This is a genomic window from Pseudomonas sp. Pseusp21 (assembly GCF_059492145.1).
In genome coordinates this window covers 837,310-863,692 of sequence record NZ_CP168520.1, presented here as the reverse complement: position 1 = coordinate 863,692, position 26,383 = coordinate 837,310, and the positions used below count along the sequence as shown (strand labels likewise).

Genomic DNA, 26,383 nt, shown 5'->3' with positions numbered 1-26,383 from the left:
GGCATCCGATGAAAACACTGGCCAAACTCCCCGTCACCATCGTCACCGGCTTCCTCGGCTCGGGCAAAACCACCTTGCTGCGGCATATGCTCGACAACGCCCAGGGCCGCCGCATCGCGGTGATCGTCAACGAGTTCGGCGAGCTGGGCATCGACGGTGAAATCCTCAAGCAATGCACCATCGGCTGCACCGAAGAAGAAGCCACCGGCCGCGTCTACGAACTGGCCAACGGTTGCCTGTGCTGCACGGTGCAGGAAGAGTTCTTCCCGGTGATGCGCGAACTGGTGGCCCGTCGCGGCGACCTCGACCACATCCTGATCGAAACCTCGGGCCTGGCCCTGCCAAAGCCGCTGGTGCAAGCCTTCCAGTGGCCGGAAATCCGCAGCGCCTGCACCGTTGACGCGGTGATCACCGTGGTCGACAGCCCGGCCGTGGCCGCTGGCACCTTCGCCGCGTTCCCGGATCAGGTCGACGCCCAGCGCAAGCTCGATCCGAACCTGGATCACGAATCGCCACTGCACGAACTGTTCGCCGACCAACTGGCCAGCGCCGACCTGGTGATTCTCAACAAGGCCGACCAGACCAGCCCTGAAGACCTCGCGCGCGTCCGTCTGGAAGTCGCCGAAGAGCTGCCGCCAGCAGTGAAAATCATCGAAGCCAGCAATGGTCGTCTGCCGCTGGACGTGTTGATCGGCCTCGGCGCCGGTTCCGAAGAACACATCGACAGCCGGCACAGCCATCACGATCACCACCACGGTGAAGGCGATGACGATCATGATGACCACGATCACGACGCCTTCGACTCGATCTCCATCGAATTGCCGCAAGCCGACGAGAGCCTGTTGCTCGACGCGCTGACGCAACTGGTGGTTCAGCACGGCATCCTGCGAGTCAAAGGCTTCGCGGCGATCCCGAACAAGCCGATGCGTCTGTTGGTTCAGGGTGTGGGCACTCGTTTCGACAAGCACTTCGACCGTCAGTGGGGCGCCGATGAGGCGCGCGTGACGCGTCTGGTGTTGATCGGTCAGGAGCTGGACGCCGCCCAGCTCGAAGCGCAACTGCGCGCCGCGCTCAGCGTTTAAGCCATGCACCTGCTCAGGACCCAGCCCGGCGGTTTCGTGTCGGATGACAACATTGCCGACCTTGGACAAACCCCCGCCGAGCTGGTGATCCTGTGCAGCGGCGATTCCAGCCTGGCGCTGCTCGCCGAAGCCGCGCAGCAACTGCCTGAGGATTACCCGAGCGTGCGGCTGGCCAACCCGATGCAGGTGCAGAACCATGCGTCGGTCGACCTGTACGTCGATGAGGTGCTGCGTCACGCCAAGGTCATTCTGATTTCGCTGCACGGCGGCATCGCTTATTGGCGTTATGGCGTCGAGCGGCTGGTCGAGTTGTCCGAACGTGGCGTGCAGTTGATTCTGGTGCCGGGCGATGACCGTCCCGACCCGGAACTCAGCGACCTGAGCACCGTGGGCGCCGAGGATCGCGACCGGCTCTGGCAGTTTCTGCGTCAGGGCGGCATGGACAATGCGCTGGACTTTTTCCGTTGCCTGGCCAATCGCTGGCTGGCGCGGGATTACGTGTGGGGCGAGCCGCAAACGCTGCCGCGCACGGCGATATATCATCCGAACAAAAACACCGCCGCACTGAGTGACTGGCAAGCCGATTGGCTGCCCGGTCAACCGGTGTCGGCGGTGTTGTTTTATCGCTCGCATTTGCAAGCGGCCAACACGGCGTTTATCGACGTGTTCTGCCAACGGCTTCAGGCGGCCGGACTCAATCCGCTGCCGATTGCCGTGGCCAGTTTGAAAGAGCCTGGCTGCCTGTCGGTGGTCGAGGGCTGGCTGGATGAAGTCGAGGCCTCGGTGATTCTGAACACCACTGGTTTCGCCCAGTCCAGCCCGGAAGCGCCGCATCTGCGGCCGTTCCGTCGCAACATTCCGGTGATCCAGGCGATTTGCGCCCAGGACAACGAGCCCTGTTGGCGCGAGAGCGAGCAGGGCCTCGGCCCGCGGGATCTGGCGATGCACATCGCCTTGCCGGAACTGGACGGCCGGATTATCAGTCGGCCGATCAGCTTCAAGGATCTGGCCTGGCGCAGCGAGCGCAGTCAGTCCGACGTGGTGTGTTATCGGGCCCAACCCGAGCGCATGGATTTCGTCGCTGAACTGGCGCGACGCTGGGTCGATCTGGCGCGGGTGCCGAACGCTGAAAAGCGCATCGCGCTGATCCTCGCCAACTACCCGACCCGGGACGGACGCATCGGCAACGGCGTCGGCCTCGACACGCCGGCTGCCGCGCTGAATATCCTGCGGGCGCTACAGGCCGAAGGTTATCCGCTGCCCGCCGAACTGCCGGACAGCGGCACCGAACTGATCCGGCAATTGCTGGGTGGCGTCAGTAATGACCTCGACACCCTCGATCAGCGCCCATGCCAGCAAAGCCTGGCGATGAACGATTACCTGACGATGTTCAATGCGCTGCCAGAAGCCAATCGCGCGGCAGTGCTGGAGCGCTGGGGTTCGCCGCAAAACGATCCGATGTGCCGGGACGGGCGGATGATGATCGCTGGCTTGCGTTTCGGCCTGACTTTCGTCGGCATTCAACCGGCGCGGGGTTATCAGGTCGATCCGAGCGCGGTGTATCACGACCCGGATCTGGTGCCGCCGCACGCATACCTCGCGTTCTATTTCTGGCTGCGCCAGACCTACGGGGCTCACGGCGTGATCCACGTCGGCAAGCACGGCAACCTCGAATGGCTGCCCGGCAAAGGCGTGGGTCTGTCGGAGAACTGCTGGCCGGACGCGCTGCTCGGGCCGCTGCCGAACATCTATCCGTTTATCGTCAACGATCCGGGCGAGGGCGCCCAGGCCAAACGTCGCACTCAGGCGGTGATCATCGACCACCTGATGCCGCCGCTGACTCGCGCCGAAACCTATGGTCCGCTGCGTAATCTGGAGCTGTTGGCAGACGAGTATTACGAAGCTCAGTTGCTCGATCCGCGCCGCGCCCGGGAATTGCAGCGCGATATTCTGCAACTGGTGCGTGACACGCAGATCGACCGCGAGCTGCAACTCGACGAAGCCCTCGACAGCGATGCCGATGCGGCGATCTGGCTGCCGCGTCTGGATACTTATCTGTGTGATTTGAAGGAGTCGCAGATCCGCGATGGTCTGCACATCTTTGGAGAGTCGCCGAGTGGTCGGCTGCGCATCGACACGTTGCTGGCGTTGCTGCGGATTCCGCGTGGCGATGGCAAAGGCGCGCAATCGAGTTTGTTGCGGGCGTTGGCGAAAGCGTTTCAGTTGGGGTTCGATCCGCTGGATTGTGCACTGGCTGATTCCTGGACCGGCCCGCGCCCAATGGAATTGCAATCGCTGAGCGATGAAGTCTGGCGTACGGCGGGGGATACTCGCGAACGTCTGGAGCTGTTCGCCACCCAACTGATCTCCCAGTCACTGCCATCCCCCTGTGGGAGCGAGCCGCGCTGGGTTGAAGTCGGTGCAATCCTCGACAACCTCCGCGAAGTGATCGCCCCACGCCTCGACGCCTGCGGCCCGGCCGAAATGCGTGGCCTGCTTGATGCCCTGAGCGGCCGCTTCGTCCCGGCCGGCCCGAGCGGCGCGCCAAGTCGCGGTCGCCTCGATGTGCTGCCCACCGGTCGCAATTTTTACTCCGTGGACGTGCGCAACCTGCCGACTACCACGGCGTGGCGAATCGGCTTCCAGTCCGCGACCCTGATTCTCGAGCGACACCTGCAGGATCACGGCGATCACCTGCGCCAGCTCGGCCTGTCGGTGTGGGGCACCGCGACCATGCGTACCGGCGGTGACGACATCGCCCAGGCCATGGCGCTGATGGGCGTGCGCCCGGTATGGGCCACCGGCAGTCAGCGCGTCGATGATTTCGAGATTCTGCCGCTGAGCCTGCTCGACCGGCCTCGGGTCGATGTCACGCTGCGGGTCTCCGGATTTTTCCGCGATGCGTTCGCCAACCTGATCCGCCTGTTCGACGCCGCCGTGCAAGCCGTGGCCGAACTGGACGAGCCGGACGACCTCAACCCGTTGGCCGCCAAGGTGCGTGCCGAACGTGAGGCGTTGCGTCAGTCCGGGCTGGACGAAGAGGCTGCCCGACGTCAGGCCGGCTGGCGGATCTTCGGTGCCAAGCCCGGTGCCTATGGCGCGGGCGTGCAGGGCGCCATCGATGGTCGCCTGTGGCAAACCCGCGAAGATCTGGCCGAGGTCTACCTGAACTGGGGCGCCTATGCTTACGGTGGTTCCGACGAAGGCACTGCCGCCCGCGAGCAATTCGTCCAGCGCCTGAGCCAGGTGCAGGCCGTGCTGCAAAACCAGGACAACCGCGAGCATGACCTGCTCGATTCCAACGACTATTACCAGTTCCAGGGCGGCATGCTCGCCGCCGTGGAAAGCCTGCGCGGCGAAGCGGCGGCCAGTTATCACGGCGATCACAGTCAGCCGGACCTGCCGAAGATCCGCACCTTGAAGGAAGAACTGAACCGAGTTATCCGCTCGAGGGCGGCGAATCCGAAATGGATCGACGGGGTCAAGCGCCACGGCTATAAAGGCGCGTTCGAACTGGCGGCGACGGTCGACAACCTGTTCGCCTTCGACGCCACCACGCAACTGATCGACGACCATCAGTACGCCTTGCTGGCCGATGCGTATCTGCTGGACCCGGCGACCCGCGAGTTCGTGCGCGAGCATAATCCCCACGCACTGCGCGACATGACCGAACGCATGCTCGAAGCGCAGCAGCGCGGGATGTGGCAGGAACCGGGCGCCTACAAAGAAGCCCTGGAAAACCTGCTGCTGGACATAGAAGAAGAGAGCTGAGACTGAACATGACCGACACCCCGCATTTCCCGCTCTCCGCCGTGGTTGGCGCCGATGATCTGAAACTGGCGCTGTACCTGACGGCCATCGACCCGAAGATCGGCGGCGTGCTGATCGAAGGCCCGCGCGGCATGGCCAAGTCGACGCTCGCCCGGGGTCTGGCGGATCTGCTGGCCAGCGGTCAGTTCGTCACCTTGCCGTTGGGCGCCACCGAAGAGCGACTGGTCGGCACGCTGGATCTGGACGCGGCGTTGAACGACGGTCGCGCGCAGTTTTCTCCCGGCGTTCTGGCGAAGGCTGACGGCGGCGTGTTGTACGTCGATGAAGTGAATCTGCTGCCGGATCATCTGGTGGACTTGCTGCTCGATGTGGCTGCCAGCGGCACTAACCTGATCGAGCGCGATGGCATTTCCCATCGGCACTCGGCGAAGTTCGTATTGATCGGCACGATGAACCCGGAAGAGGGTGAATTGCGTCCGCAATTGCTGGATCGCTTTGGTTTGAACGTCGCCCTGAGCGGTCACACGGCGCCGGCCGAGCGTGGTCAGATCATTCGTCGTCGGCTGGATTTCGACAGCGATCCGCAGGCGTTCTGTGCGCAGTGGGAGGCTGAACAGCAAGCTCTGCGTCAGCGCTGCGAGAACGCCCGCAAGGTTTTACCGGGCATCCCGCTGGATGACGCGGCGCTGGCACAGATCACCGAGCGCTGCTTCGCGGCAGGCGTCGACGGTTTGCGCGCCGATCTGGTCTGGCTGCGTGCCGCGCGGGCGCATGCGGCGTGGCGCGGTGCGGACGCCATCGCCGAGCAGGATATCGATGCGGTGGCTGAGTTCGCATTGCGTCATCGTCGTCGCGAACAGTCTTCGACCAGCTCGCAGCCACCGGCGCAATCGCCGTCCGGCACTAACGCCGAGCCGAGCGAGGGGCAGGGCCAGTGGGGAGAAATGCCGGCGCCGGCACTGGCTACCGGCGCACGCCGCGAAGTCCCTACCTGGCCGCCACACCTACAAAAAAAGCGTTAGGCATTCGCCCCCGATCCGACGCGGGGGCGAATGCCAGACCCCGCGCCGGACGCCTCGATAACGGCCGCCAGGGCAAGCGTCATGCCGCTCGCAGTGGCTCGGTGAACTGGCCCGGAACCTTGCTCAATGGCCGCCCGAAAACCCGGGCGGATCTGCTGTTTCAACTGCGCACCCGCACGCCCCATGAACTGTGGCTGGTGATCGTCGATGCCTCGGCCTCGACCCGTCGTCATCAGGCGCTGAGCGATGCCAAGGGCGTGCTCGCACAACTGTTCGATGACGCTTACCGGCAGCGCGCGCGCCTTGCGTTGCTGACCGCAAGCGGCGCCGCGCCGAAATGGCAGGTGCAAGGGCTGAAGGCCTCCAGCGGCTTGCGCGCGTGGCTCGATGGATTGGGTGCGGGAGGCGGCACGCCATTGTTGGCGGCGTTGACGGAAGCCGGGCATTGGCTGACGGTGCGGCGCAAGCGTTTCCCCGCTGAACAGCAACGGTTGCTGGTGATCACCGATGGCCGTTTGAAAGACTGGCCGCAACTGCCGGCGCTCGCATGTCCGGGCCTGTTGATCGATATCGAGCGCGGGCCGATCCGCCTGAAGCGCGCAAGGCAATTGGCGACCGCACTGGACGCGGATTACCGGCATATCGACGAGTTATTGTCGGTCTGAGGGCTATGCTGCATTCAGGCCAATTCACAAGGTGTGAGTCATGCGCGTGCTGGTCGCCAATCCGCAGGACGATTTTCGCGTCAAGGCCTACGCCGGCACCAACGGCGTGCTGCTCGCCATGGACCTCGCCGAACCCCGGCGCAAAGGCTTGCTGGGGTTTGCCATCGAGAAGCAGCAGGGCGACAAACCGTGGCTGTTCCTGTTCAACAGCCTGACCTTTCCCGGCAAGGCCCATACCTTCGCGCAGTTTCACGCCACGCCGAGCGACAAGGCGCCGTTGCAGAAATTTCGCTGGGCCGATTACGCGGTCAATCCAGGCATGACGATCCACTATCGCGTGCACCTGGCGTATGGCACGCCGGATGCGCCGCAACTCGGCGAAGCGCTGGAGCTGACGATCCGTTCTGATGACGGTCATCCTGCCAGTCAGGGCGTGATCTTCAACCGTGCCGTGGCAGCGAGCCAGGCGTTTCAGCGCAAATTCCCCGATCTCGACGCACAGATCAGTGCCAACAAAAACCTGCCCATCGAAGCCTGGCCCGATGCGGCGCGTCAGTGGCTGGAGAACGGTCTGCTCGGGCGTCTGCAAGGCTTTATCGAACGAGCGGTGGACGCTCAGTGGGCGCTGGACATCGCGATCTACGAATACCAGTTGCAAGCCATCGTCGACACGGTAAACGCGGCGTTCGATCGAGGTGTTCAGGTGCGCGTGCTGTATCACGCCCGGCCCGACGACGAAGACACCACGATCAATGAAGCGAGCCTTGCGAAACTGCCGGCGAGCAGCAAGCGCGGGCGGGTCACTCACAACATTTTCCATAACAAGTTCATCGTCCTCAGCCGCCTCGACGGAGGCGGTGAGCGCCAGCCGCAAGCGGTGCTGTGCGGCAGCACCAACTTCACCGCCAACGGCGTGTACCGCCAGGCCAACGTGGTGCATGTGCTGGACGATTCGGCGGTCGGCACGAGTTACTTGAAAACCTTCGAGCAGATCTGGGCCGAGCCGGCAGACGTCGGCGCCACCCGCGACTGGATTACCCAACACAACCCGATGAACCCGGCGCAACCCCTGTTCGCCGGGTTCTCCCCGCGTACCGGCGGCGCGGATCTGCGGGAGTTCGTCGATATCATCGAGGGGGCGAAAAAAGACCTGCTGTTCGTCACCGCCTTCGCCTTGCCCGACGCGATTCTCAACGCGTTGCTCGGCCAGCCCCACGACGACATCCTGCGTTACGGCCTGCAAAACACGGTCAGCCGCATCACCGGGTTTCACGCCGACCGAACCGCCGAATTCGCCGCCACCGCGTTGCTTAATACCGGGCTGGAAGGCTGGTTACGGGAAAACATGAAAGGCCAGAAAGGCAACCTGCTGGTGCACACCAAAGCGGTGGTCACCGACTTCACCAGCGACAGCCCGACCCTCATCAGCGGCAGTCACAACCTCAGTACCTCGGCCAGCAACGGAAATGACGAGAACTATCTGATCATTCGCGGCGACACCGATCTGGCGGATCGCTATGGCCTGGAACTGCTGCGGTTCTACGAGCATTACCGTTTTCGCTACTTCGCGAAGAAACTGGCGTTGAAGCAGGTGCAGCCGTTGGCGGCGGATGACAGCTGGACCAACGACTACTACGTCGAGGACGACCTGCGTCAGTTGTCTCGCCTGCGGTTTTCCGGGCGTTAGCCCTTGCGCATCCGTTGGCTGCCGATGCTGACGAGAGCGGCGATAGGCAGGCGGCGTACAGATTTTGAAATGATTTCCAGCTGTAGGAAAAGTCATCTGAGCCTGTACGCTTCAAGGCCTTTTTTCATTCAGGATTTGCATGAACACCCTCTCGGAGCCTCCCAGTTCTATTCCAGGAACCCCGTTCCCCTCGCGCCATGGCGCGGTCTTGACACACTTCCAGCATCCAGTCTTCCGACTACCGACTATCGTTGATGGCGCAGCCTTCGAGCTTTCGCGCCGCACTTTGCCGTGTCCGGCAGCCTGAATTCACTGACGAGAGATAGAGACAGATTATGGAATGGTTAGCGGATCCCACGGCATGGCTGGGCTTGTTGACACTGATCGTGCTGGAACTGGTACTGGGTATCGACAACCTGGTGTTCATCGCGATCCTGGCGGACAAACTGCCGCCGCATCAGCGCGACCGCGCACGCATCATCGGTTTGAGCCTGGCGCTGATCATGCGTCTTGGCCTGCTGGCGAGTATTTCCTGGCTGGTCACCCTCACGGCACCGTTGTTCGAGGTGTTCGGCAAGAGCTTCTCCGGCCGTGACCTGATCATGCTGTTCGGTGGTGTGTTCCTGTTGTTCAAGGCGACCATGGAATTGCACGAACGGCTGGAAGGCCACATCGGCGAGCGCTCGACCAACACCGCTTATGCGCTGTTCTGGCCGATCGTGGCGCAGATCGTCGTGCTCGACGCGGTGTTCTCCCTGGACGCGGTGATTACTGCCGTGGGCATGGTCGATGAACTGGCGGTGATGATGATCGCGGTGGTCGTGTCCATCGGTGTGATGATCGTTGCCAGCAAGCCGCTGACCCGCTTCGTCAACGCCCACCCGACGGTGATCATGCTGTGTCTGGGCTTCCTGATGATGATCGGTTTTGCCCTGACCGCTGAAGGCCTGGGTTTCCACATACCGAAAGGTTATCTGTACGCGGCCATTGGTTTCTCGATCCTGATCGAGATCTTCAACCAGATCGCCCGCGCTCGTCGCAAGCGCTCGATGCAGGGCTTGCGCCCGATGCGTGAGCGCACGGCCCATGCGGTGATGCGTCTGTTGGGTGGTCGCAAACTGGCGGAGGAAGAGGTCGGCGAGGAGATTTCCGACTTGCTGGACAACGGTGAAGCGCCGAGCGCAGAGCTGTTCGACCGTCGCGAGCGGGTGATGATCAGTGGTGTGCTGCAACTGGCCGAACGACCGATTCGCGCCTTGATGACAGTGCGCGCCGATGTCGATCACATTGATCTGGCGGACGACGCCGAGGCTATTCGTACGCGGTTGATGCATTCGTCCTACTCGCGCTTGCCGCTGATTCGTAACGGCGCAGTGGATGAGCCGCTGGGCTTCGTGCACAAGAAGGAACTGCTCAAGGAGTATCTGGCCGGCAACGAGCCGAACCTTGAACACCTGGCGCGCAAGACCGTCAATCTGCTGGACAGTTATTCGATCCTCAACGCACTGGAACAAATGCGTGCGGCCTCGACCCACATTGCCTTTGTGGTGAACGAGTTCGGTGACTTTGTGGGGGTGTTGACCATGACCGACATTCTCGAATCGATTGCCGGTGAACTGCCGGATGCCAGTGAAATCGCCGGCCCCGACGTGGTCGAGGAGCAGGGCGGGTTTATCGTCAACGGTGCGCTGAACCTGACCCGCATCCGCGAGCACACCGGTTTTCGCGCTGAGCCGACCGAGGATTACCAGACCCTCGCCGGGCTGGTGATGAGCCTGCTGGATCGCCTGCCGATGAAGGGCGATCGACTGGAACATGAAGGCTGGGGCATGACCGTAATGGCGGTCGAAGAACGTCGCGTGACGCGAGTGTTGCTGGTGCGTGAGGCCTGATGGCCTCACTGATGAAAAGTGTAGCGGTCCTTGCCGGTATGCTTTGACTCGTACAACGCTTCGTCAGCCTTGATCAGGGCCTGGTTCAGGGTGTCGCCATCTTCGACCCGGGCCAGACCGATGCTGATGGTCACCGGATGCCGGGTCGGTTGCTCACGCACCACCCGGCACAACTCCCCGGCCAGCGCCTCGACATCCTCGCGGCGCACACCGGCCAGATAGATCGCAAACTCCTCGCCACCCAGTCGGGCATATTCGAAGCGTGACATCACGGTTTTGATGTCCGCCGCGATGCGCTTGAGCACTTCATCGCCGATGTCGTGGCCGTAGACGTCATTCACTTTCTTGAAGTTGTCGATGTCGATCATCGCCAGGTAATGGTCATGCTCACGCGGCACGGCTTGCAGGGTTTTTCCGGCGCGGGTCATGAACGAGCGACGGTTGGGAATTTCGGTGAGGGTGTCGTTGTAGGCCTGATCCAGCAACAGCTTGGACATGATGTAGTTGTAGAGCTTGGCCTCGCGCAGCTTCAGAAACGTATAGATCGTCAAAGCACAGAGAAAAACGCTGTAGGCGATGGTCATCACGCCTTTGAGTTCCAGCAGGTCGATGCCGGTGTTCATGAACGGATTGAGCACCAGCCAGGTGATGGCCTGGGCACCGAAGAACGACCAGCGGCTGAGCGGCAGTACCGAGGCGCTGTACAACGTAGTGGCTGCGGCGAGCACCAGCCAGATGCCATGAAAGGTCGGCGGCAGGCCGTCGATCACCATTCGGATGCCGAGTGTGATGATCACCACGAATGTCAGGTTCAGCCAGTCGAAGTGTCGAGCCTTGCGGGTGAACATCAACACCACAGCAAGAATCGCAAAGGCCGCGATGAACACCATCGAACGCCAGGTGAATCCCTGATTGCCGATGAAGCTGACGATCAGGTCGAAGGCCAGCCAGATGCCGATGCTCGCCAGGTAGATCAACAGGCAGAACGAATGCAGCCGCTCGAATTCATGCTGGATGAACTCGCTCCACAGTTCGGCGGGCGCGGTCTTCTTCAGGACTTCGTCTTCAATGGTTTTGTACATTGCTGCCCGGATGCTTGCGTTGGTTGTCGAGGATGACCGAGCCCCACGGTCGATAGCGCAGGGAAAACACCGCGTTCTGATGACAGCCGGTCGAGGTCGCATCCGGGCTGGCCGGTTCGGCACGGAAGGGCTCGCCCTCGCGGCTGACCTGCCGGAAGGCTTCGCGCACGATCCCCACGGAGCAGGGCAGTGCACTGGCATAACCATTGCGCACCATCGGTGGCAAACGACCGGTGCCCGCGCCGTCCTGCCACCAGACCAGCGCACCCGCCGCCGTCAATTCGCCCAGCCATTGGCCGTTGACCGCCGGAGCCAGCTTGCCGGCACTGAAGGCGCTGACATGCAGCGGCGCATCCAGCTTCGTGGCGAAGTCCTTCAGCTGACGCTGAAGCGTGGCCCGTCGATCTGCCGCCAGAAAGTGCAGGTCATCCAGTTCCAGCGGCAGATACCAGCCGCTGACCGGCAGCTTCCAGTCCTGGCGTAGTTTCTGCTGCTGGGCCAGCGATTTCCCCAGTTGCGCCTGCCAGTAGGCGCCGAGGCCGGCGCTGTCCAGTTCATCGATGCGCTTGTAGTAGGCCGGGTCCATTGCCAGGCCGAGCACCAGTTGCAGACCTTGTCGTTGAGCGAGTTTCAAGCTGTTGGCGAGCCAGCCATTGGCGCCGCCGAAGTCCGAGTCGCCATAGGCTGTCCACTGCACGATCACGGTTCGCGTGCCTTGTTTCTCGGTGTCTTGCCAGACCTTCTGCCACTGCGCCTGCGTCAGGCCGGCATCGACATTCAGCGGCTGATAGAACAGCCGCTCATCGGCCTTCGCGACGGTGGCGCTCATCAGCAAACACAAACACAGCATCCATCGAGCCATCAGAAATTCCACTCCACGCCCAGCAGCACACCGTTGCCGCCTTCATACAGATTGCCGCCCAGCGACTGTTGATATTCGGTGCGAATCGTCAGTTTCGAACGGTAGGCGTTGTAGCGATCCTCGTCGTACCACCATTGCCAGCGCAGACCGACACCGGTGCGCAGGTCCTGGCGCCAGTCGTTGCTCGGGTCCTGGCTGGCAAATTCGAGGAAGCCGTAAGGCATGATCGTCTGGGCTCCGCTGAACGGCAGTTTCCATGCATGACCTTGCTGGAACCGCGACAGCCACTGGTGATCGCCGGCCTTGGTCCACCACGCGGCGTCGAGGTACAGGAAACGCTCGTCCCAGTCGTTTTCGTCGACACGCCAGTCGTTGCGGTACTGGCCCTGATCGAGGAATGAGGCGGTGGCGCGCAGCAGGTAATCAGTGGTGGTGTGGCCGTCCTTGCGGTGATCGTTGACCTGATCGAACAGCTTTTCCGGCACCAGCATCTGGCCGAGGCTCAGGCTGTGACTGTCGTCATCGTCGAACTGGCTCTGCTTGTAGATCTCGCCGTAGAAGTTGATGTTCTGTGTGCCCCACGGTTTGTAGCGCAGGCCGACACCGGCGGCGAGGGACTCGGCGTAACTGGAGCGACCTTGTCCGCCCAGCAAGACACGTCCGTACACCGACAGCGTGCTGCCGGCGCGGCTTGGTTCTTCGCCCAGGGCGTGGTCCCATATTGCCAGTTGCACATTCTGCGAATCCGAGCGACGGCGTGAACCTTTGCTGTCGTCCGGTCGCACGAAGTCGTTGGTGGAGATCCCGGCCGGCGACCAGGTGCTGGCAATCGTCCGGCTGTCACGCCGGGACAAGGTTTCATGGGCGCGGCGCTGGCGATAACGGCGGGCCTCCATGCTGCCGTCTTCGTCATCCGCCGCCACCGGGTTCTGCTCCAGATCGATCACCCGGCGCAGTTCCTTGCGTGCGGAGGCGCTGTCTTCCACTTCGTCGTAGCGCCAGGCCAGGGTTTCGCCGAGGCGGTAATCCTCGGGGAAATCCCGGGTCGCCTGTTGCAGATACGGAATCGCCGTGGCGCGCTCTTCGCGGGTTTCGGCACCGGCCAGACGCATGCCGTAGTCGGCGCGATAACGCGGGTTGTTCGGCTCGTGGCGTACCGCTTCGGCCAGCCATGCAGTGCTTTGCGGCAAGTCCCCGGCCTTTTGCGCTGTGACCGATGCGGCGTAGAAGTGGCCGGCATCCGGAGCCTGTTGCAGGGCCTGCCGCTGACGTTGCAGTGCCTGGGCGTGATCACCCCGTGCGTCGGCGATGGCTGCGCCGAGGGCCCACTCATTGGCGCCGCGAGTGGTGCTTTGTTGCCAGTAGGTTTCTGCGGTCTGGCTGTCGCCGACATTCAGTGCGCTGCGACTGGCTGTCAGACGCGCGTTGTCGCTGAGTTCGGCGGTCGGGAAGCTGCGCCAGATGGCCAGCGCACCGGCAGAATCACCGGCCGCTTCCAGGGCATAGGCCAGCGGCAGACGACTGCCGCGATCACCGAGTTTTTCAGCCTGCTGGTAATAGACGACGGCCTCACCCGGGCGATCAGGCATGGCGCAGCGACCGAGCGCGCGGTAATCGCCAGCCGCTTGCGGGTGGCTGCCGATGGCATGCTGCACGGCGTCGCACTGGCCGGTCTCCGCGAGTTGCGCGAGCAGTTGGCCGCGCGTGGCACCGTCCACCCGGTTGAGCAGGAGCGCCATGCGTCGCTGTTGCTCCGGAGTCGTGGAGGGCGCTGCGGCATACAAACCGGCCAGACGCTGCAACGCCGTCGCCGGCAAACGCCCGCCATGACGATCGAACGCGGATTCCAGCAACTGTTGGGCATGCGCGCGATCACCCGCATTCACTGCCAGATAGGTGGCCTGATTCAGCGAGGACAGATTGTCGGTTTGCCGGTAATGCAGTTCCCACAGGGTTTGCGCTTCGATCATTCGCCCCATGCGCTGTGTCAGTTCGGCTCGGCGCTTGACGATATCGGGCGTCTGTTGCTGACCGGCCAGCCACGCGTTGACCTCGGCGCTGCGACCTTGCTCCTGCCAGATGTCGAGCACCTGCGTTTGCCGACGGCTGTCCCAAGGCTCCGGCAGACGGGTGCTTTGCAACAGATCCGTGGCTTGCAGGCGCTGGGCGAGTACCAGCCAGGTTTGTGGGTCGTCCGTTGGCGTGCAATTGCGCAGTTGCTTGAGCGCCGCTTCCGGATCCTGCCGCGACAGCCATTCGGCGGTTTCCAGGCAAGGACGTTGCAGATCGTTGCTCAGACGCTGCACGGTGGGCACGTCTTCGGTCTTGCGTGCCAGTTCCCACAGACGCTGTCGTTGCGCCGGATCGGCGAGGTCGCTGGCCGGCAGCGACTGCATCCAGCGCTGGGCCTGTTGCTCGTGACCCATGGCGATGGCGCGATCGACCATCGCCAGGCGAATGTTGCGCGCGGCTTCGGGACTCGGCGCCTGTTGCAGCAGTTGCTGCAGCGGCTTTTCATCGAGGCGTTGCACGTAGGCATTGGCCAGACGTTGCCAGCCTTCGGCGTCCAGTTGTTTGCGTGCGGCCAGCGGTGCCAGTTGGTCGATGGTGCCGCTCCAGTCGCGCAGTTGCTCCGACCAGTTGGCGCGGGCCAGACGCAGGATATTGTCATCGCCCTTGGGCGCCAGTTGCGCCAGCCAGTCGTGGGCCTTGGCCGCGCCGCCGAACTTGGCCAGGCTCAGGCTGTAGGCCTGCCAAAGGCGCACGCGGTCATTCAGGTTGCTGGTGGCCATCCAGCTTTCCACTTGCGTGCTGGTCGGAGGATCCTGTTCGATCCAGGTCAGGCGCAGGTCGAGCAGCGCTTCGCTGTTGTCCGGCAAGGCTTGCAGCGCTTCCTTGTAACGACGCTGCTTGGCCAGGGACTCCACCAGCAGTGCCCGGGCCTCGTCATTTTTCGGGACCTTTTCCAGCAAGTGGCGCATCAGGCGTTCGACTTCTTTCCAGTTACCCTTTTTCGCCTCGCGATAGCTGCGGTCCATGTAGGGATAGCTGCGGAACTGTTCAAAGTCGCTCAGCGGTGCCGCTTGCAGCGGATACGTGGTGCTCAGGCCCAGCAGCAGGCTGCCCATCAGCAAGGTTTGACGATGCACAGGCTTCATGCGACCTCCCGGACAATGCGGTAGGCAGCTTGCTGTTCGCTGGTCTGATCAGCCAGCGCCTGTTCCAGTACTTCCTGGGTAATCATGCCCCGAGAAATCAGGTGTTCACCGAGTGACATCTTCTCGGCATCGAAGTCGATCAGCGCCTGATTGAACAGGGTGGGCGGCACCATGCCGCGCACCTGCAACAGATTGCCGAGCAGCACTTGATGGCGACTGACCCGTTCCAGCAGGGCCTCATCGTCCTGATGGCGCTCAAGCACTTCGAGCATATGACGCACTTCCTCATTCTGGCGGGGGCTGGCGTACCAGTAGCGAATCCCCAATGTGACGCGGCCCTGTGGTGCGAGACGGCTGCGCACCGGGCGTTTCAATTGACGGCTGATGGCGCCCAGCGAGACCTGGCTGACCGGGCCTTCGGAGGCCAGAATCAGGGTGTCGCCTTCTTCGGCCACCGGCAAAATGCCGTAGTGGGAAGCGACCCGGCGCGGTACGGCATCGATCAGGCGTTTGTCGAGCTTGAACGGATTGAGTGGCGCCCATTCCAGATCAAGCTGTTCGGCCAGGGTTTGCACAAGTTGGGTGCTGTTGATGTATTCACGCAAAAGCAGTTCGCGCCCGAGGCGCCGGCGTACCGGGCTGGTGATCGCCGCTTCCAGTTGCTCTTCGGTAAGCAGGCCTTTTTCCACCAGCCGATGGCCAAGTGGAGTGCGCTGGGCCTTGGTCAGCGCCGGGAATTCGTGAGTGGTTTTGTCCCAGGCCACGCGTCGAGAATCGCCCATTTCCATCACCTGACGCAGGGCGCGCAGGTTGGCGAAGAAATTGACGAAGTTGCTCCACATCATGCGCGGCGCTGACAGCAGACCTTCAACCAATCCGTAGTAACGAGTGACAAACCAGCCGCGCTGGAACAGGCGGTTGAGCAGCATCAGGCCGTTGAGCCACAGCAGCACCGAGAGCAGCGAACTGTCGGCGAGAATCGATGGATAACGCCACGAGTCCGGGGAAATGATCGTGACCGCCCACATCGCCAGCAGTACCAGGAACAGCAGGTTCACCAAAAAGCTCAGCAGGTAGGCGATCAGCCCGCGACGGTCGCGCCACAGGAAATAATTGAGCAGACCCTTGCGGCTCCAGCCGAGGTTCTTGGTGCCCTGGAAAACGATGCCGACAATCCACCGCGATTTCTGCCGGATCGCATGTTGAAGGTCGCGGGGAAAGTGCTCGCGCACGCAGATCACCTGAGAGAACTCGCGGTTCATCCCGAACACCCAGGGTTGCTCCAGCGCCAGTTTCGGATCGCTGACCGAATAACGGGCGAAGATGCATTTCATGCCTTTCTGCTTGAGGCGGAAACCGATGTCGTAGTCTTCGGTGAGACTTTGCACATCGAAGGCAATGCCATCGCCGTCTTCCAGCAGGGCGCTGATGGCCTTGCGGCTGAAGCAGGTGCCGACGCCGGCGCTGGGCACTTGACCGGTGAGGGCTTCGCGAACAATGACGTCTTTGCCGTGGTTTTCCGCGAACTCATCGACGTAGTGCCCGGCGGTGAAGCCTTTCCACTCCGGCGCGTAGGGGTAGACCGGAATCTGGATCAGGTCCTTGTTCGGCAACAGATAGTTGTAGAGGCGCAATTCCATCGGCGAAATCACGTCTTCGGCGTCGTGCAGGATGAACCCGGCGAACTGGATTTTCGCCTCGCTCTCGAAGCGCAGGATCGCGTCGATGATGTTGTTCAGGCAGTCGGCCTTGCTGGTCGGGCCGGGTCGGGCGCACACCACTTTGTGCACGTTGGGGTAGTGCTGGCACACCGCGTCGACATCGGCCTGGGTGTCGGCATCGTTGGGGTAGGTGCCGACGAAAATCTGATAGTTCTCGTAGTCGATGGTCGAGGCGGCCAGACGCGCCATTTCGCCGACCACGCCGACTTCGTTCCACGCTGGCACCATGATTGCCAGCGGCTTCTCGGGAATCGAATACAGGCGCTCCTCGTCGGCGCGCTTGAATTTTTCGTAGATCCGCCAGCGCCGGATGAACTTGCGGCTCCAGTACACGAGGTCGATGAACAGGTCATCGAGGCCGAGGATGAACATCAGCAGGGCGAGGGCAATCGCCACATATTTGAGACCGAACAGCACATACGCGAAGAAATCGACCCAACCCAGACTCATACCCCTTTACCCACCGCCGAGTGTGCGCTCAGCCAGGCGTGGAGGCGGGTGGCGATCAGTTCGCTGGCGTGACCGTCGCCATACGGGAAGTGAACGCGGCTCATGCGGGTGTAGGTGTCCGGGTCGTCCAGCAGTAGCCGGGCTTCCTTGACGATGCGCGCCTTGTCCGTGCCCACCAGCAGCATGGTGCCGCTCTCGAGCACGGAAGGCCGTTCGGTGACGTCGCGCAGTACCAGCAGCGGTTTGCCGATTGCCGGCGCTTCCTCCTGGACGCCGCCGGAGTCGGTCAGGATGAAGTGCGCGCGGCCCATCAGCCAGACGAAGTTCGGATAGTCCTGCGGTGGCACCAGATAGATGTTCGGTTTGTCGGCGAGCATGCCGTACACCACCTCCTGCACCAGCGGATTGAGGTGCACCGGATAAACGAATTGCACGTCCGGGTATTGTTCGGCCAGTTCGGCCAGGGCCTGGCAGATATTGCGGAAACCGTCGCCGAGATTTTCCCGTCGATGGCTGGTCACCAGAATCATCCGGCGCTGGTCATCAATTGCCGCCAGAGGCGAATCGGCGGGCGGATGCCAATCGATGTCCTGCTGGTGCTTGCGCATCCACAGCAAGGCGTCGATCACGGTGTTACCGGTGATTTCAATGTTGTCTTCGGGTACGCCTTCGCGTAGCAGATTGGCAGCGGATTTGGAGGTCGGCGGGAAATGCAGGTCGGTTATCACGCCGGTCAGGCGCCGATTCGCTTCCTCGGGCCAGGGCGCGCGCAGATTGCCGGTACGCAGACCGGCTTCGACGTGACCGATGGGCAGCTGACGATTGAAGGCGGCGAGGGCGGCGATGAAGCTGGTAGTGGTGTCGCCGTGGACCAGCACGATGTCCGGTTTGACCCGCTCGTAGGCCTGATCGAGCTGGGCGAGCAGATGTTGCGACAGACCGTTCAGGGTCTGGCCCTGGGTCATGACTTGCAGGTCTTCGTCGACCGTCAGTTCGAACGCGTCCAGCACCTGAGTGAGCATCTCGCGATGTTGACCGGTGGAGCAGATGTTGAGTGTGATGTCGGGCCACTGACGCAGAATCCGGGCCAGCGGAGCCATTTTGATGGCCTCCGGGCGAGTGCCGAAAACCATCATGACTTTAAAGGACATTGACCCCTCCTGGGACGTAGCAAGGCTGCGACCCGAGGGCCGGCAGCACTCTTCTCTTTCTGAGAAATAAAGAAAAGCAGCCGGATGGGAGCTTGTCCAATCCGGTCTCGAGGCTAGTTGTTACAGATCAATAGCAGCGAAGGTGCAACTGCCTGATGGCGCTTGGATGGCACTTTCAGGAAAGGTTCCACCGTTTTGCGCGGTGGACGGTGCAGAGGGTGCGGAGGGTGTGATGCAGCCAGTTCAGGTCATGGCTCGGTTTGCGTGGTGCAGCGCAGTGCCTGGTTTTGCCGAGGTGTTGGGTGAAGTTGTGACGCAGGGATTCCTCTGTACCGATGCCTTTCAGTATTTTGACCAGAACCCCTTCCTTGTAGAACAGCACCGTCGGTGTGCCCTTGACATCCGGATGCCGACACGACTGTGCGGTATCGAGCATGAAGATATCCATCCAGGGCCGAAAGGGCTTGGCGATCTCGAGAAAAACGGGGCCGGAAGACACGCAGGCACCGCAGTGCTCGTTGAAGAAATACAGGACAACAAGGCGCCTGGCTTTCAAGACTTTCCGGTACGTCGGGGGCAACGCTGAATATCGAGTCGGTGTCGTCATCGGAGCCTCCTGAACAATGAATATGGAAGGCCTTTGACGTTAAAGCAGGGCAAAACGGCGGTCTACTGTCAGAAATTACAGGTAGGTCCTGCAAAGGATGATTTCGTCCTACTTTGATGCAAGAGCATTCCCTCAGAAGACTCAGATCCGCGGAGGCAAGGCAGCTGGTATCGTTTTCAGGCATTTATCATAGGAGCTCCTGATGGGCAGCGATGCAGGTTTGAAAGCAGTTTCCGTAGTACGAATCGATGAGGCACTTATGAATCGCCTTGAGGATCTGGAGCTGATAGCTCTCTGCAAGGAGCGGGAAAATGATCCGACCATAAAAGTTTCGATAGACGACCTTTGAGCTAGGTTCTCGGAGATAAACGCTGCCCCTGAATCGATCACCCGTGCACCGACTGGGAACCTGTTACCCGCATTGTTGTAGCCAACGGTAGCGCACGCTCCGCGCTCTCGCTGTTTCTCTATTTTTCCGTTTTACGTATCTCTTTGATTCCTGTGAATTTTCAAACGGGTGCAGATTCCCCGCGAATCCTGTGGCACACTTTCTGCTGTCTATTCCGTAGTAACAAACCGTGTTCCGGTATAGCGGAATAAACAATCCTCTGGAGTGCTTGCCATGCATCGCCGACCTTCCTTGTTCAAAGCGTGTGTTTTTGTTCTCGCGGCTTCTTCCGCTGTCATGGGTATGGCCGAAGCGGCCGACAGCAAGCTCGACAGCGTCCTGGCCCGTGGAAAACTGATTGTGGGCACCGGCAGTACCAACGCGCCGTGGCACTTCCAGGGCGCGGACGGCAAGTTGCAGGGCTTTGATATCGACATCGCCCGGATGGTGGCAAAAGGGCTGTTCAATGACCCGAGCAAGGTCGAGTTCGTGGTGCAGTCGTCCGATGCGCGGATTCCCAACCTGCTGACCGACAAGGTCGACATGAGCTGTCAGTTCATCACTGTCACCGCCAGCCGTGCGCAGCAAGTGGCATTCACTCTGCCGTACTACCGCGAAGGCGTCGGCCTGCTGCTGCCGAACAACAGCAAGTACAAGGAAATCGAAGACCTGCAGGCCGGGGGCGATGGCGTGACCGTAGCCGTATTGCAGAACGTGTATGCCGAGGAATTGGTGCATCAGGCGCTGCCCAAGGCCAAGGTCGATCAGTACGACAGCGTCGATCTGATGTACCAGGCCGTGAACTCCGGTCGCGCCGATGCCGCTGCCACCGACCAGTCTTCGGTCAAATACCTGATGGTGCAGAACCCTGGCCGCTACCGCAGCCCGACGTACGCCTGGAGCCCGCAGACCTACGCCTGCGCCGTCAAACGTGGCGATCAGGACTGGCTGAACTTCGTCAACACCGCGCTGCATGAAGCCATGACCGGCGTCGAGTTCCCGACTTATGCCGCCTCGTTCAAGCAATGGTTCGGCGTCGATCTGCCATCGCCCGCCATCGGTTTCCCTGTCGAATTCAAATGATCCCGTGAGAGTGGGGCGCTCTGACGCGCCCCGCTCAAGGTACTGCCGACCATGAACTATCAGTTGAACTTTGCTGCCGTGTGGCGCGATTTCGACACCTTGCTGGAGGGGCTCGGTCTGGGCCTCGAACTGGCGCTGGTGTCGATCGCCATCGGCTGCGTGATCGGCCTGCTGATGGCGTTTGCCTTGCTGTCCAGGCATCGCGCCTTGCGGGTGCTGGCATCGGTGTATGTGACGGTGATCCGTAACACGCCGATTCTGGTGTTGATTCTGTTGATCTACTTTGCGTTGCCGAGCCTGGGGATCCGGCTGGACAAGATCCCGTCGTTCATCATCACGCTGTCGCTGTATGCCGGGGCGTACCTGACCGAAGTGTTCCGCGGCGGTTTGTTGAGCATCCCCAAAGGCCAGCGCGAAGCCGGGCTGGCCATCGGTCTGGGCGAGTGGCAGGTGAAAGCCTACGTCACCGTGCCGGTGATGTTGCGCAACGTGCTGCCGGCGCTGTCGAACAACTTCATTTCGCTGTTCAAGGACACCTCGCTGGCCGCCGCGATCGCGGTGCCGGAGCTGACCTATTACGCGCGCAAGATCAACGTCGAGAGCTACCGGGTGATCGAAACCTGGCTGGTAACCACGGTGTTGTATGTCGCGGCCTGTTACCTCATTGCCATGCTGCTGCGTTACCTCGAGCAGCGTCTGGCGATCCGCCGATAGGAGGCTGCGATGTCCCAATCCCCCAGTTGGTTGCATGAGTTGTGGATTGCCCGCGAAGCCTTGTGGCAAGGCTTTCTGACCAGCGTGCAGGTGTCGGCGCTGGCGATTCTGTTCGGCACGGTCATCGGTGTGTTTGCCGGGCTGGTGCTGACTTACGGCAAGTTCTGGATGCGCGCGCCGTTCCGCTTTTATGTCGATCTGATTCGCGGCACGCCGGTGTTCGTGCTGGTGTTGGCCTGCTTCTACATGGCACCGGCGCTCGGTTGGCAGATCAGTGCCTTTCAGGCCGGCGCCCTCGGGCTGACGCTGTTTTGCGGCTCCCACGTAGCCGAGATCGTGCGCGGTGCGTTGCAGGCGTTGCCACGCGGACAGATGGAAGCCGGCAAGGCCATCGGCCTGACGTTCTATCAGTCCCTCGGCTACGTGCTGTTGCCTCAGGCGCTGCGGCAGATCCTGCCGACCTGGGTCAACTCGTCCACGGAAATCGTCAAGGCTTCGACCTTGCTGTCGGTGATCGGCGTGGCCGAGCTGTTGCTCAGCACCCAGCAGATCATTGCCCGGACGTTCATGACCCTGGAGTTTTATCTGTTCGCCGGTTTTCTGTTCTTCGTCATCAACTACGGCATCGAATTACTCGGCCGGCACATTGAAAAGCGGGTGGCCCTGCCATGACTCAAGCTCAAGTTTCCAACCTCCAGAACGCTCAGCCCCTGCTGGACATCCGTGGCCTGCACAAACAGTACGGCGCGGTCGAAGTGCTCAAGGGCGTCGACCTGAGCATGCAGCGCGGCAACGTGGTGACGCTGATCGGCTCCAGTGGCTCGGGCAAGACCACGCTGTTGCGCTGCGTGAACATGCTGGAGGAATTCCAGCGCGGGCAGATCCTGCTCGACGGCGAATCCATCGGCTATGACGAACTCAACGGCAAACGCGTGCGCCACCCGGAAAAAGTCATTGCCCGTCATCGGGCGATGACCGGCATGGCGTTCCAGCAATTCAATCTGTTCCCGCATCTCACCGCGTTGCAGAACGTCACGCTCGGCCTGCTGAAAGTAAAAAAGATGCACAAGGACGAAGCCGTGGCCCTGGCCGAAAAATGGCTGGAGCGGGTCGGTCTGCTGGAACGGCGCAATCATTTTCCCGGCCAGTTGTCCGGCGGTCAGCAGCAGCGCGTGGCGATTGCCCGGGCGATTGCGATGAACCCGAGCCTGATGCTGTTCGACGAAGTCACCTCGGCCCTCGATCCGGAGCTGGTCGGCGAAGTGCTGAACGTGATCAAAGGCCTGGCCGAGGACGGTATGACCATGTTGCTGGTGACCCACGAAATGCGTTTTGCCTTCGAGGTATCGGACAAGATCGTTTTCATGAATCAGGGGCGCATCGAAGAGCAGGGGCCTCCCAAGGAACTGTTCGAGCGTCCTCAATCGCCGCGGCTGGCGGAATTTCTCAAAAGCACGCGGTTCTGACTTTTCACTTTTTCAATCAGGAGAAACACCCATGAGCATTACTCGTTACGGCACCGGCAGCACCGCCGCTGGCGGCCAGCCGCGTCCATTCGCCCGCGCCGTTGAAGCCGATGGCTGGCTGCATGTTTCCGGGCAGGTGCCGGCGGTGGATGGCGAGATCATTGTGGGCGGCATCGTCGAGCAGACGCACCAGACCATGAAAAACCTGATCGCGATTCTCGAAGAAGCCGGTTATGGCCTGGAAGACGTGGTACGTGCCGGCGTGTGGCTGGACGATCCGCGGGATTTCAGCAGTTTCAACAAGGTCTTCGGCGAGTACTTCAAGCCCGAACACGCACCGGCCCGGGCCTGTGTGCAGGCGAGCATGATGGTCGACTGCAAGGTCGAGATCGACTGCATTGCGTACAAGAAAAAGGCCTGATCAGCACGCGGATCGTTCCCACGCTCTGCGTGGGAATGCCTCAAGGAACGCTCCGCGTTCCAAAGGACGCAGAGCGTCCCTGGCTGCATTCCCACGCGGAGCATGGGAACGATCTTTCGCGATAAACTCCCGGCACTTTGAATGGGAACCACAGAAATGACCGAAGACACCATCAAGCGCCGGGCACGCGGTCTGGACCGGGCGTTCGATATCCTCGATTTCCTCAAGGAAATCGGCCAGCCACTGCGCCCGAACGACATCGCCAACGGCATCGGCAGCCCGAAATCCACGGTCTACGAACTGGTGGCGTCATTGCTCGAGCGGCGGATCCTGGAGCCGGTGGGCAAGGATGGTCACGTCTATCTCGGTCGTCAGCTGTACTTCCTCGGCCAGGCGCATTTGCGTCACTTCGACCTCAGTCGCGAGGCCGATCACGCGCTGCAGGAGATCGTCAGCCAGACCCGGGAAACCGCGCAGATGTGCCTGCTTAACGGGCGCAAATACACGGTGGCACTGATGAAGGAGGGCGAGCGGCATTTCCGCATTTCTTCCGATATCGGCGAAAACGCGCCGATCCCGTGGACCGCCTCGGGACGCCTGCTGCTGGCGCACTTGAGTGACCAGCAGATCAGCGACTTGATCGACCCCGACGACTTCATCCTGCCGGATGGCGAACGCCTGCCGATGGAGACGTTTCTGGCGGAAATCCGTCAGGCCGGCATCGACGGTTTCTTCTCCTTCGACAGTGTCGCCGACACCTTCACCCACTGCTTCGCCGCCCCGGTCAAAGACCCGAATGGCGTGGCCATCTGCACCCTGTGCATCGTCGCGCCGCGCGCCGATGCCAAGAACAATTACAACGACTATCGCCGGGTCTTGATCGAGAGCGCCAACAGCCTCGCCCGGCGAATCAACGAATAACCGCGCCTGCCTGCGGGCGCGACTGTGAGGAGTTCGACCATGACGACTGCCAACAACACTGCTGCCGTGGAAAAGGGCGACGCCGCCCTCGGCGCGCAACTGGTGCGTGACATCAGCCTGCCGGCGCTGGTGCTGCACCGCGAAGCGCTGGAGCACAACATCCGCTGGATGCAGAAATTCGTCAGCGACAGCGGCGCCGAACTCGCGCCCCACGGCAAGACCAGCATGACCCCGGCGTTGTTTCGTCGTCAGCTCGACGCCGGCGCGTGGGGCATCACCCTGGCCAGCGCCACCCAGACCCGCGCCGCATACGCCCACGGCGTGCGCCGGGTGCTGATGGCCAACCAATTGGTCGGTACGCCGAACATGGCGTTGATTGCCGATCTGTTGGCGGCCGATTCGGGCTTCGATTTCTATTGCATGGTCGACCACCGGGACAACGTCGCCGATCTGGGCGCTTACTTCGCGTCGCGTGGCGTGCGGCTGAACGTGATGATCGAGTACGGCGTGGTCGGTGGCCGTTGCGGTTGCCGCGGCGAGCAGGAAGTCATCGAACTGGCCAAGGCCATTGCTGCACAACCGGCGCTGGCCCTGACCGGCATCGAAGGTTACGAAGGCGTGATCCATGGCGATCACGCCGTCAGCGGCATCCGTGAATTCGCGGCTTCGCTGGTGCGCCTGGCGGTGCAGTTGCAGGACAGCGGTGCATTCGCCATCGCCAAGCCGATCATCACCGCGTCGGGTTCGGCCTGGTACGACCTGATCGCCGAATCGTTCGAGGCGCAGAACGCTGGCGGGCGTTTCCTCAGCGTGTTGCGTCCCGGCAGTTACGTGGCCCACGACCATGGCATTTATAAAGAGGCGCAGTGCTGCGTGCTGGATCGTCGCAGTGACCTGCACGAAGGGCTGCGTCCGGCGCTGGAAGTCTGGGCCCACGTGCAGTCGATGCCCGAGCCTGGCTTTGCCGTGATTGCCCTGGGCAAGCGTGACGTGGCGTTCGATGCCGGGATGCCGGTGCCCTTGCTGCGTTACAAGGCCGGTGTGCTGCCAGCGGTGGGCGACGATGTCGGCGCCTGCAAGGTGACGGCAGTGATGGACCAGCACGCGTTCATGACCGTGGCGCCCGGCGTGGAATTGCGCGTCGGCGACATCATTTCCTTTGGCACTTCGCACCCGTGCCTGACCTTCGACAAGTGGCGCGTAGGGCTGCTGGTGGACGAGCAGCTGTCGGTGATCGAAACCATGGAAACCTGTTTCTGATGAACACGCTCAGTCCGTTGGGTCCGAACACCCCGCGCATCGCCCTGATCGGCGAATGCATGATCGAACTCCAGCAACGTGCCGATGGCAGCCTGCAACAGAGCTTTGGCGGGGACACGCTGAACACGGCGGTGTATCTGTCCCGCGCCATGGGCGACAAGGCGCAGGTCGATTACGTCACGGCGCTGGGTGACGACAGCTTCAGTGATGCGATGTGCCGCAGTTGGGCCGATGAAAACATTGGCTTGGATCTGGTTCAGCGTTTGCCCGGTCGCCTGCCGGGCCTGTATTGCATCCAGACCGACGCTGCCGGGGAGCGCCGCTTCCTTTACTGGCGCAACGAAGCCGCCGTTCGCGACTGCTTCACCACGCCGGCGGCTGCGCCGATTCTGGCGGCGCTGCCGGATTATGACGTGTTGTATTTCAGCGGTATCACGCTGGCGGTACTCGGCGCACAGGGTCGGGAAAAGCTGATTCAAACCTTGATCGAAGCCCGTCAGCGTGATGCGCGAATCGTCTTCGACAACAACTATCGGCCGCGTTTGTGGGCATCGGTGGAGGAGGCGCGGACGGCGTATCGCAGCGTGTTGCCCCATGTCGATCTGGCATTGCTGACGGTGGACGACGAGCAGGCGCTGTTCCATTTCGAGGACTGTGACGCGGTGTTTGACGCGTACGCGCAGATTGGCACGCCGGAAGTGGTGCTCAAGCGCGGCGCTGAAGCCTGTCTGATCCGTTGCGACGGGGAAGCGTTTGAAGTCCCGGCGCAGAAGGTCGAAAAGGTGGCGGACACTACGGCGGCGGGGGATTCGTTCAGTGCGGCGTATCTGGCGAGTCGCTTGTCGGGCGCAAGTCCTGCGCAGGCGGCGGAGGCGGGACATCGTTTGGCCAGTCAGGTCATTCAAGTGCCTGGGGCGCTGATCCCCAGGGATTGATGCCGATTCCTGAAGGCGCTGCCGAAAGCCGCGCCTTCAGGGCAC

21 protein-coding genes are annotated in these 26,383 nt (G+C 61.9%); 15 read left to right on the top strand and 6 right to left on the bottom strand.

The genetic code is table 11. The annotated features are described in order from the left end of the window. Nucleotides 1-8: 8 nt before the first annotated feature. The 6 genes from cobW to ACEN93_RS03720 all read left to right on the top strand — a co-directional run bounded on the left by cobW (nucleotide 9) and on the right by ACEN93_RS03720 (nucleotide 10,119). Nucleotides 9-1,082 carry a cobalamin biosynthesis protein CobW gene (cobW, locus tag ACEN93_RS03745; protein ID WP_039768817.1) on the top strand — a complete coding sequence of 358 codons (1,074 nt, stop codon included), beginning with the start codon at nucleotides 9-11 and terminating at the stop codon, nucleotides 1,080-1,082. 3 nt (nucleotides 1,083-1,085) lie between these two features. Next, complete coding sequence (cobN, locus tag ACEN93_RS03740) at nucleotides 1,086-4,853, top strand: cobaltochelatase subunit CobN (protein ID WP_495611071.1); 3,768 nt, start codon at nucleotides 1,086-1,088, stop codon at nucleotides 4,851-4,853. Nucleotides 4,854-4,861: 8 nt separating this feature from the next. Next, the gene (locus ACEN93_RS03735; protein WP_163975465.1) at nucleotides 4,862-5,875 is read left to right on the top strand and encodes a magnesium chelatase ATPase subunit I; all 1,014 of its coding nucleotides are present in this window, start codon (nucleotides 4,862-4,864) and stop codon (nucleotides 5,873-5,875) included. Nucleotides 5,876-5,976: 101 nt separating this feature from the next. Beyond that, entirely contained in the window at nucleotides 5,977-6,540 is a 564-nt protein-coding gene (locus tag ACEN93_RS03730) for a vWA domain-containing protein (protein ID WP_080770625.1), read from the top strand. A 40-nt stretch (nucleotides 6,541-6,580) separates the two neighbouring features. Continuing rightward, on the top strand, nucleotides 6,581-8,227 hold the full coding sequence (locus ACEN93_RS03725; protein ID WP_490843887.1) for a phospholipase D-like domain-containing protein: 1,647 nt from the start codon (nucleotides 6,581-6,583) through the stop codon (nucleotides 8,225-8,227). Between the two features lie 335 nt (nucleotides 8,228-8,562). Continuing rightward, nucleotides 8,563-10,119, top strand: coding sequence for a TerC family protein (locus ACEN93_RS03720; RefSeq protein ID WP_163975462.1), 1,557 nt, complete (start codon nucleotides 8,563-8,565; stop codon nucleotides 10,117-10,119). Between the two features lie 5 nt (nucleotides 10,120-10,124). On the opposite strand, the gene ACEN93_RS03715 is transcribed toward ACEN93_RS03720, so the two are convergent. The 6 genes from ACEN93_RS03715 to ACEN93_RS03690 form a co-directional block, all read right to left on the bottom strand. Continuing rightward, nucleotides 10,125-11,201, bottom strand: a complete 1,077-nt coding sequence (locus ACEN93_RS03715) for a GGDEF domain-containing protein (RefSeq protein ID WP_495611070.1) — start codon at nucleotides 11,199-11,201, stop codon at nucleotides 10,125-10,127. Continuing rightward, nucleotides 11,185-12,063, bottom strand: a complete 879-nt coding sequence (locus ACEN93_RS03710; protein ID WP_495611069.1) for a DUF4434 family protein — start codon at nucleotides 12,061-12,063, stop codon at nucleotides 11,185-11,187. Before ACEN93_RS03710 ends, ACEN93_RS03715 begins: the two co-directional genes overlap by 17 nt. After that, nucleotides 12,063-15,221 carry an NfrA family protein gene (locus ACEN93_RS03705; protein WP_495611068.1) on the bottom strand — a complete coding sequence of 1,053 codons (3,159 nt, stop codon included), beginning with the start codon at nucleotides 15,219-15,221 and terminating at the stop codon, nucleotides 12,063-12,065. Before ACEN93_RS03705 ends, ACEN93_RS03710 begins: the two co-directional genes overlap by 1 nt. After that, nucleotides 15,218-17,392 carry a cyclic di-3',5'-guanylate-activated glycosyltransferase NfrB gene (nfrB, locus tag ACEN93_RS03700; protein WP_074690358.1) on the bottom strand — a complete coding sequence of 725 codons (2,175 nt, stop codon included), beginning with the start codon at nucleotides 17,390-17,392 and terminating at the stop codon, nucleotides 15,218-15,220. The genes ACEN93_RS03705 and nfrB overlap by 4 nt, the downstream gene beginning before the upstream one ends. Then, nucleotides 17,389-18,543, bottom strand: coding sequence for a non-hydrolyzing UDP-N-acetylglucosamine 2-epimerase (gene wecB / locus ACEN93_RS03695; RefSeq protein WP_495611067.1), 1,155 nt, complete (start codon nucleotides 18,541-18,543; stop codon nucleotides 17,389-17,391). Before wecB ends, nfrB begins: the two co-directional genes overlap by 4 nt. Nucleotides 18,544-18,718: 175 nt before the next feature. Then, entirely contained in the window at nucleotides 18,719-19,150 is a 432-nt protein-coding gene (locus ACEN93_RS03690; protein ID WP_074690362.1) for a thioredoxin family protein, read from the bottom strand. A 202-nt stretch (nucleotides 19,151-19,352) separates the two neighbouring features. On the opposite strand from ACEN93_RS03690, the gene ACEN93_RS03685 reads away from it, so the two are divergent. From ACEN93_RS03685 to ACEN93_RS03645, 9 genes are all read left to right on the top strand, one after another. Then, nucleotides 19,353-19,499: a hypothetical protein gene (locus ACEN93_RS03685; RefSeq protein WP_172829487.1), complete on the top strand. Its 147-nt coding sequence runs from the start codon at nucleotides 19,353-19,355 to the stop codon at nucleotides 19,497-19,499. A gap of 273 nt (nucleotides 19,500-19,772) precedes the next feature. Continuing rightward, a complete protein-coding gene (locus tag ACEN93_RS03680) occupies nucleotides 19,773-20,621 on the top strand; it encodes a transporter substrate-binding protein (protein WP_039768800.1) in 849 nt (282 codons plus the stop codon). Nucleotides 20,622-20,672: 51 nt separating this feature from the next. Further along, complete coding sequence (locus ACEN93_RS03675) at nucleotides 20,673-21,335, top strand: amino acid ABC transporter permease (protein WP_490841517.1); 663 nt, start codon at nucleotides 20,673-20,675, stop codon at nucleotides 21,333-21,335. A gap of 9 nt (nucleotides 21,336-21,344) precedes the next feature. Beyond that, nucleotides 21,345-22,007, top strand: a complete 663-nt coding sequence (locus ACEN93_RS03670) for an amino acid ABC transporter permease (protein ID WP_495611066.1) — start codon at nucleotides 21,345-21,347, stop codon at nucleotides 22,005-22,007. Beyond that, nucleotides 22,004-22,801 (top strand): amino acid ABC transporter ATP-binding protein, encoded by a 798-nt coding sequence (locus ACEN93_RS03665; protein WP_414881830.1) that lies wholly within the window; start codon nucleotides 22,004-22,006, stop codon nucleotides 22,799-22,801. Before ACEN93_RS03670 ends, ACEN93_RS03665 begins: the two co-directional genes overlap by 4 nt. 31 nt (nucleotides 22,802-22,832) lie before the next feature. Next, nucleotides 22,833-23,222, top strand: coding sequence for a RidA family protein (locus ACEN93_RS03660; RefSeq protein ID WP_007912330.1), 390 nt, complete (start codon nucleotides 22,833-22,835; stop codon nucleotides 23,220-23,222). Nucleotides 23,223-23,378: 156 nt separating this feature from the next. Further along, nucleotides 23,379-24,143 (top strand): IclR family transcriptional regulator, encoded by a 765-nt coding sequence (locus ACEN93_RS03655; protein ID WP_039768792.1) that lies wholly within the window; start codon nucleotides 23,379-23,381, stop codon nucleotides 24,141-24,143. 39 nt (nucleotides 24,144-24,182) lie between these two features. Beyond that, nucleotides 24,183-25,403, top strand: coding sequence for an amino acid deaminase (locus ACEN93_RS03650; RefSeq protein WP_495611065.1), 1,221 nt, complete (start codon nucleotides 24,183-24,185; stop codon nucleotides 25,401-25,403). Beyond that, on the top strand, nucleotides 25,403-26,338 hold the full coding sequence (locus ACEN93_RS03645; RefSeq protein WP_495611064.1) for a sugar kinase: 936 nt from the start codon (nucleotides 25,403-25,405) through the stop codon (nucleotides 26,336-26,338). The genes ACEN93_RS03650 and ACEN93_RS03645 overlap by 1 nt, the downstream gene beginning before the upstream one ends. Nucleotides 26,339-26,383 lie beyond the last annotated feature (45 nt).